Consider the following 7,827-nt stretch of genomic DNA (forward strand, 5'->3'; position numbering starts at 1 on the left):
GGGGTTCGCTCATGTCGGGCCAGTTGGGACGCAGCGGGTTGGCCTCGGAGAAATAGGTGATCACCGAGCCGCCCTCGTCCTGGCCGATCAGCGCCCAGATCACCAGGAGCGCAAACCACACCGGTGCCATCAGATAGCCGATCGCCCCATGCGCCAGGTGAAACCGCGACATGGCGTGAAAGCCGCTGGCGCCCAGCAGGCGCAGGTGTTGCAGGTTGCCCTGGCACCAGCGGCGATCCCGCTGGATGTGGTCGATCAAGGTGGCAGGGGTTTCCTCGTAAGAGCCGCGAATGCGGGGCAGGAAGCGCACCCGCCAGCCGGCGCGGCGCAAGAGACCGGCCTCGACAAAATCATGGCTCATGATGATCGAGCGCCCGCCACGCAGGGTCGGCAGCTCGGGCAGGCCGGCACAGGTGGCAAAGGCCCGGGTGCGGATGATCGCGTTATGGCCCCAGTAATTGCCCTCATAGCCGGTCCAGCGCGCCAGACCTTCGGCCAGCGCCAGCCCGTAGACACCATTTGCAAACTGCTGCATGCGGCCAAAAACAGATTGCGCGCCAATAAGTTGCGGGAAGCTCTGAATGAGACCGGCAGCCGGATCGCGGGATAGCGCATCCGTGAGGCGCTGAATGGCGCGACCGGTCATCAGACTGTCGGCGTCAAGCACTAGCATCGCCTCATAGGCGCCGCCCCAGCGGGTCACCCAATCATGGATATTGCCCACCTTGCGGGCGGTGTTCCGGGCGCGGCGGCGATAATGGAGGGTGATGCCCGCGGGCAGATCGGCGCGCAGGGATTCTATGCTTTGTTCTTCCTGCGCGGCGATTTCGGCATCGCGGGTATCAGAGAGGATGAACATCTCGTAGTGATGCAACCCGCCAAGGGCGCGCAGCTCTTCCAGCATCGAGCGGGCATTGCCCAGCACATACCAGGGCACCTCGTTGTAGACCGGCACCAGAAGCGCCACCCGCATCGGTTTGCGGGGGCCACGGGCGGGCCTGGGGCGGGTCTGTGAGAGGCTGAAGAGCCCCAGGAGCACCGTGGAGACGGTGAAGGTGATCCAGAAGAAGTTGAACGCGATCAGGGTCAGGAGCACCCATTCCAGCGCGGTGGTGCCATCGGCGGCGAACCAGCCCTGCATCACCCAGGCCAGCGCCAGCGTGGCCGCCATCGCGGGCGAAAAGGAGAGGATCCGCCAAAGCGCCACCCCGGGTGCCCGCGCCGCACCGGTGGCTGGCGCGCTGACGTCGTGAAAGCCGTGACCAAAGTCCTGCGCCGGCATGGCAAGCGGTGCCTCGGGGGGCATCAGGGGAGAGGAGAAATCGTTATCCATCAAGGCGGTCCACTCACTAATTCCTAAACAGTCCAGCGATACAGCCAGACCTCTGACGCGGGGGCGCCATCTTTGCGCAGGGCGGCGCGCAGCTCCACATGGGTCTGCTCGCCCGGATCAAAGGAAAACGCCAACCGCATGCCGCCGGTTTCCGGGTTGCGTTCCAGAATGCCGTCGCTGGGCTCCAGATGCGGCGAGGACACATGGATATCAAAGCTCTCGGGATCGGCTTCAAAGATCGGATGGGCCTCGAATTCGATCACCATGAGGCGTCCGGGGTCGCCAAAGATCTTGGCGCCCGAGGCGGTCTTGATCACCCGGGGCAGATCCAGCACCGGTTCCGCGCCCCAGGTCAGGCGATAGTCCAGATCAATGCGGCTGTCGGCGGCATAGGGGGCCTCGGGGCGCCAGTAGGCGACGATATTGTCGTAGATTTCCTTGTCGGCGGGGATCTCGACCAGGGTCACCGCGCCCTTGCCCCAGCTTTCCTTGGGTTCCACCCAGAGCGAGGGGCGGCGGTGGTAATGGGCCTCCAGATCATCATAATCCGAGAGCTTGCGCGCCCGCTGCATCAGGCCAAAGCCCTCTGGGGAGTCATCCACGAAGCTGGAGATTTGCAGCTGCGTCGGGTTGGCCAATGGCCGCCAGAGCACCTCGCCGCGGCCGTTCTTCATCAGTAGACCATCGCTGTCATGCACCGCCGGGCGGAAATCGTCAAAGCGCTGGTGGTTGGTGCCGTCAAACAGGAACATCGAGGTCAGCGGCGCCAGCCCCACATGCGGCAGCTCGCGGCGAGCAAATAGCGTCGCCTCCACATCCATCACGCAGGGATTGCCGGGCGTGATGTCAAAGCGATAGGCGCCGGTCACTGACGGGCTGTCCATCAGCGCATGTACGATCATGTTTTCTTGAGCCGGAGCAGGGGCTTCGAGCCAGAAGCTGACGAATTCCGGGAACTCCTCGCCGTCGGGATCGGCGGTTTTCAGCGCCAGCCCGCGGGCCGAGAGCCCATAGACATTGCCATTGGCAATGGCGCGGAAATAGCTGGCGCCCTGAAAGACGCAGAATTCGGTCTTTTTGCCGGGATGGTCAGCGTCGTCGAGATCAGTGCGCAGGCGAAAGCCGGAATAGCCCAATGCGCCCTCTTGCGAGAGTTCGGGCGAGATTTCCGGGTGTTTCTTGAACCGGCTCATGTCGAAGGGGACGTTGGTGGAAAACCCGTCGGTGACCGCGTGCACCTGCACCGCGCGTTCAAAATAGAGCCCGGGCAGGAAGAAATCGACGTTATAGCTGCGGTCGGTGTCGGCCCAGAGCGCCTTGGTCACGTCGAACTGGATCGAGCGATATTGGTCGTAGGTCATTTCCAGCCAGTCCGCGGGCACGGAGCTGCGGGGCTTGTAGGGGCGACCGGCCAATGCCTTGGCGCGGGCCACCACATCGGCGCGGCTGAAGGGCGTTTTCTCCCCCGTTGCCACGTCCGAGGGAATATCGGAGGCCGAGGCGCGCACGGTCGTGGCGATCGCGGCCAGCGACAGGGCGGATGCAGATTGCAGGAAGGAACGACGGCTCAATTTGCTCATCGCTTGCGTCTCCAGGGTTGGGATTTGAACCAGGCCGCGCTGTAGGCGCAACCGATAATCAGGGCGAAACCGGCAAGGTTTGCGGCGGCGGTGATCATGATGCCGTGGTCGGTCTGATCTAGGGCAACGCCGATAAACCGCGCCCTCACCATGGAAAAGACAAAGACGGCAAGGCTTTGCTGGCCGACCTTGGTGACCAGCGCGAGCACGCGCGACCAGATCCGGGCCGCAAGGGAGTTGCCCCGCGCCACCAGGTTGTGACCGTTTTCACCCGCCACCAGCCAGGCGAGATAGGCCAGCGCCAGAAAATGGGCATAGCGCAAGAGGCCAAAGTCGGTCTTTTCGCGCCATTCGCTGGTCAACTCCCAGGTCGGGCGGATCCGCGCGCCAAGATCGGGGGCGGCATCGTTGAGCCAGCTGAAGACCTTCCAGGAGCCGAAGGGCGAGGACAGGATCAGGAAGGCCGCCGCGACAATGGCCAGCGTCACGCTGATCGGGGGCTTGGGCAGCCAGCCTGCCATAAAGGCAAAGCCGGTGAAGAACAGCAATTGCCAGCCCAGCGGGTTGAAGAACCACTCGCGATCTGACCAGGGCTCTGCGGGCAGCGACAGCCCGTCAGGGCCGAGGCCGATCATATAGGGGTTCGCGCAGAGCCAGATCGCGATGCTGAGCGCCGCGACGGCCCAGACGCCGATTTTGCGAACCCCCATCATTGCCGGCATCAGGGCCAGCACCCCGAGATACATCGGCAGTACGTCGAAATAGTTGGGCACATAGGTGAGCGTGAAGACGCCGATGATCTGCTGCACGGTGTTGTTAAAGAACCAATGCAGGTTCAGCGCGCCGATATAGCTCTTGTCAAAGCCACCATAGAGATCAAGCGCCGCCATGCCGGTGGCGAGGAAGAAGAACAGCCCGATATGGGCCCAGTAGACCTGCCAGCAGCGATAGGCGACGCGGGCGGTGCCCATCCACCAGCCATGGCGGGCAAAGGAGCCGCCAAAGGCGATGGCGGAGGCCATGCCGGAACAGAAGACAAAGATCTCCGTCGCGTCGGAAAACCCGAAACGGGCCGGGATCCAGCCGGTCCAGCGGTTGCCGGGGATATGCGCGCACAGGATGATGAACATGGCAATGCCACGATAGAAATCCAGCCTCGGGTCGCGCGGGCGCGGGGACGCTGCCTCGGCCGGGGCGGCCAGGGTATTTGCGGCCGCGCGGGAGGCGCTGGCGGGCTCTGGCGCCGGGAAAGGCGCGATCTTTGCCATCTGTGTCGGTCTCCAATACCGTTACTCGGCCGGCACGCTCTGCGCCTCGCCGCTGTTGCGGGCCGAGGCAATCAGGTCGCGCCGGGCGAGCGCATAATTGTCTTCGCCTCCCCCGCGTTTGGCACGGCGATCGTCCAGAATGGCTTCCACTTGCGTCCAGTTGCCTGCACGCAGGCCCGCGTCGATGGTCATCCGTTCAAAGACGTCCCGCTGGGCGTGGCTGCCACCTGCAAGTTGCAACGAATCCCGAGACTTAGCGAGGCAGTCAAAGGCTGTGCGGTAGTCGCCTTCGCCGAAGGCCTCAAGCCCCATTGCAACGGCTGTTCCGGGATCGGCCATTCTTTGCGCGGCTTCGCTGTCAGAACGGGCCCCATCGGCGCCAATCCGCTCAACCAGACGGTGAGTCGCGGTTTTTCGATCCCCGCCGACCAGTGCCAAAAGATAGTGCAGATCGGCAAAAATCAGGCTGCCGTCCTCGGTGCGGTTGGCGCAGAGCTCGGCCAGCTCTTCCCAGCGATCCCCAACCGAGACGCCCTCCAGCTCCAGCCGCATCAAAAGCGAGGTGGCGTTGGAGATGTCGCGGTAGTCATCGGTGCGGTCCTTGCGCACCTCGGTATCATATAGCCGCATCACCTCGTCGATCTGGCCAAGGTCGAGATGCATCAGCGCCTTGTGCCACCAGACGTGGTAGCGAAAGTTGTTGCATTGCGCCCAGGCCGCCTCGCGGCCGGTGAGCCACTCAAGCCCGGTGCTGGCGTTGCCGGTCATGTCGTGCACATGCGCCACCGCATGCAGGCCCCAGGCATCATCCGGTGCGGTCCAGAGCGCTTGTCGCCCGGTGACCTCGGCGCGGTCATAGTCGCCGGTTTCCTCCAGCGCAAAGGCGTGACAGCCCAGAAGGTAGCCATGGCCCGCGTGATCGGTGGAATAGGCCGGCAGAACCCGTTCGATCGAGGCGCGCATGCCTCTGGAATCGCCCAGAATAAAGCGGATGCCATGGCTGAGTTTCATCGCCAGCGTGTCGCAGGGGTGATGGGTCAGAATCTCTTCCATAAGCGCGATCGACCGGGAGGGTTTGCCCGCCAGCCAGGCCTCCAGCGCGTCCACATATTTGCGCTCGCGCGGCAGGGCGCCCTCATAGCTGGCCTTGGCCATCACCAGCGCCTCGCGCGCGGTGGGGACCAGTTCAGACCGACCCAGCATCAGCAGCGACAGCCCCTTGATCGCCTGCGCCTGCGCGAACTCCGGCGCGGCGGTCAGCACGGCACCAAGGTGGTCCGCGGTGCGCGCCGCATGGGCCAGCACGCCAAGCTGCACGCCGTTCCACTCCTTGAGCGCATGGGCGTCCGTCAGGCTGCTGTCCTGGCCAAAAATATCCTGGGTCATGGGCGGTATCACTTTCGCAAGCTGGAGAAATACAAGGCGTTGAAGTGATGCTAGCGGAGCGCTGCCCCCCGCGCGCCCCCGCTCTCGCTTTGGTGAAGTGGCGTGTATCGCGGCGCGGGCTGGCTGCGCAAAATCGAGGATGTCGTGGCGGAAAACGGCGCAAATCAAGGCTCTTCCCGGGATTTTGCTATCATCCCGGGGGAGCAGAGGGCGGAACTGTAACAATGACCGCGCGGCCGAGGCCGGTCAGCGCGGCAAATGTTTCAATCGCCGTCAAATGGCTGGTCGGTCGCGAGGATATCGGCACTGTCGGCGCCGCAGCTGGGCGGCGCCTTGCGATAGGTCACCGGGGTGCGCGAGAACTTCAGCGGATTGCCCAAGAGGCGCAGCGGCGTGCCATCGGCCTGCATGGTGACCACCATATCGCGCGCCGCCACTTGATCGCTGGCAAAGACCTGATCGAGTGTTTGCACCGGGCCGACGGGGACCTTGACCTCTTCCATCGCGGCGATCACCGCATCGGTGCTGTGGCGGCGCAGGGTCGGGATCAGCACATCGTTCAGCGCGTCGCGATGCTCCAGCCGGGCCGGATTGGTGGCAAAACGCGGATCCTCCGCCAGCCCCTCCAGCGACAGAAAGCGCATGAAGCGGCGGAACTGGCTGTCATTGCCGACCGCGAGGATCACATGGCCGTCCGAGGTTTCATAGGTGCCATAGGGCATGATCGTGGGGTGTTCATTGCCGCGTCGTTGCGGCAGTTGGCCGCTGTTGAGATAGGTGACACCCTCGTTGATGAGCCAGGCGATCTGCGCATCGACCAGCGCCAGTTCGACCTGTTGCCCTTCGCCGGTCAGGTCGCGGTGGCGCAGCGCCGAGAGGATGCCGATGCAGGCATACATGCCGCACATCACATCGGCGATGCCGACGCCAACCTTCATCGGCGCGCCCTCGGGGTCTCCGGTCAGCGACATGAGGCCGCCATAGGCCTGCGCCATCAGATCATATCCGGGTTTTGTGCGGTTGGGGCCGGTCTGGCCGTAGCCGGAGATCGAGGCATAGACCAGCCGTGGGCAGCTTTCGCGCAGGGCGGCGTAGTCCAGCCCGTATTTCGCCAGGCCACCAGGTTTGAAGTTCTCGATCAGCACATCGGCCTGCTTGGCAAGACGGCGAATGATCGCCTGGCCCTCCGGGCTGGAGATATCCAGCGCCAGCGAGCGTTTGTTGCGATTGGCCGACATAAAATAGGGCGTGATATCAGCACCTTTCAGGACGCTCTTGCCCCATTGGCGGGTATCGTCGCCGCCCGAGTCGGGGTTCTCTATCTTGATCACATCAGCGCCGAGATCGCCCAGCATCTGCGTGGCGGTGGGACCGGCAAGAATGCGCGAAAGATCGAGCACCTTGACGCCTTTCAGCGCGCCATGGGGCAGGAGGCCCTGGGTTGGATTAGATGCGGCCATCATAGCTCTCCTTGTCGATTTCGGCTGCGATCACGGTGAAGGTCTCGGCCTGCATCGCCTCTTTGAGGGCGGCATGCAGCTCGGCGCGGTTGCGCACGCTGTGACCGGCACCGCCAAAGGCGCGCCCCATGGCAGCAAAGTCATGGCGGGCAAAATCGACACCCGCGTTGGGCAGTTGGCGCTGGCGTTGCTTCAAATCAATCAGCGCCAGCGAGGCATCGACAAAGACCACGAAGATCGGCGTCAGCCCCTGTTCTGCGGCGGTGGCCAGCTCGCCTGCGACCATCAGGAACCCCGCATCGCCGGAGAAGCTGACCACGCAGCGCTCCGGCTGTGCCAGTTTGCGCCCCATCGCCAGTGGCAGGGCGCAGCCCATCGTGCAAAGGCCGGAGGATTGCACCATCTGGCGCGGCTCGATGCAGGACCACATCTGACTCAGGAGGATACGATGGGCGCCACTATCCGCCGTCAGCAGCGTGTCGGCAGGCAGCGTCTGCATGCATTCCGCGATGACGCCGGCGGGGCCCCAGGTCTCGGTCAGCGGAAAGGCGTCTTGCAGGGCGGCGCGGGTGGCGGCGATTTCGCCCTTGGGCCAGAGCGGTGCGGCAGCGGGGGCCACGGCCAGCGCGGCAAGGGTCGCAGGCAGGTCGGCGATCAGGGGCAGGCTGGCCTGATGCATATAGTGGGTGTTGGCCTCCGGCGTGATGTCGATCACCCGGGTTTGGCGCGCGTCCCAGGCATTGCGCCAGCCGGTGCGCATCTCGATGGGATCATAGCCAAGGCAGAGGATCAGGTCGGAG

At 64.1% G+C, this 7,827-nt stretch carries 6 protein-coding genes; all 6 read right to left on the reverse strand.

What is annotated here, in order from left to right:
• Positions 1 to 1,333: glucans biosynthesis glucosyltransferase MdoH (gene mdoH / locus HCZ87_RS18620; protein WP_167646255.1), on the reverse strand; the 1,333-nt coding region annotated here is incomplete at its 3' end.
• A 23-nt stretch (positions 1,334 to 1,356) separates the two neighbouring features.
• The gene (locus HCZ87_RS18625; protein WP_167646257.1) at positions 1,357 to 2,913 is read right to left on the reverse strand and encodes a glucan biosynthesis protein; all 1,557 of its coding nucleotides are present in this window, start codon (positions 2,911 to 2,913) and stop codon (positions 1,357 to 1,359) included.
• Positions 2,910 to 4,181 (reverse strand): OpgC family protein, encoded by a 1,272-nt coding sequence (locus HCZ87_RS18630; protein WP_167646259.1) that lies wholly within the window; start codon positions 4,179 to 4,181, stop codon positions 2,910 to 2,912. The genes HCZ87_RS18625 and HCZ87_RS18630 overlap by 4 nt, the downstream gene beginning before the upstream one ends.
• Before the next feature lie 21 nt (positions 4,182 to 4,202).
• Positions 4,203 to 5,567: a tetratricopeptide repeat protein gene (locus HCZ87_RS18635; protein WP_167646261.1), complete on the reverse strand. Its 1,365-nt coding sequence runs from the start codon at positions 5,565 to 5,567 to the stop codon at positions 4,203 to 4,205.
• A 263-nt stretch (positions 5,568 to 5,830) separates the two neighbouring features.
• Positions 5,831 to 7,027 carry a CaiB/BaiF CoA-transferase family protein gene (locus HCZ87_RS18640; protein ID WP_167646263.1) on the reverse strand — a complete coding sequence of 399 codons (1,197 nt, stop codon included), beginning with the start codon at positions 7,025 to 7,027 and terminating at the stop codon, positions 5,831 to 5,833.
• A partial coding sequence (locus HCZ87_RS18645) for a thiamine pyrophosphate-dependent enzyme (protein ID WP_167646265.1) occupies positions 7,014 to 7,827 on the reverse strand: 814 nt, incomplete at its 5' end. The genes HCZ87_RS18645 and HCZ87_RS18640, both read right to left, overlap by 14 nt.

The sequence above is a fragment of the Phaeobacter sp. HF9A genome (assembly GCF_011806385.1).
Taxonomy (GTDB): Bacteria; Pseudomonadota; Alphaproteobacteria; order Rhodobacterales; family Rhodobacteraceae; genus Epibacterium.

What these genes read in the sequence shown, in the direction of transcription:
- HCZ87_RS18625 (WP_167646257.1), bottom strand. Translation starts at nt 2,913, where the DNA reads ATGAGCAAATTGAGCCGTCGTTCCTTCCTGCAATCTGCATCCGCCCTG.
- HCZ87_RS18630 (WP_167646259.1), bottom strand. Translation starts at nt 4,181, where the DNA reads ATGGCAAAGATCGCGCCTTTCCCGGCGCCAGAGCCCGCCAGCGCCTCC.
- HCZ87_RS18635 (WP_167646261.1), bottom strand. Translation starts at nt 5,567, where the DNA reads ATGACCCAGGATATTTTTGGCCAGGACAGCAGCCTGACGGACGCCCAT.
- HCZ87_RS18640 (WP_167646263.1), bottom strand. Translation starts at nt 7,027, where the DNA reads ATGGCCGCATCTAATCCAACCCAGGGCCTCCTGCCCCATGGCGCGCTG.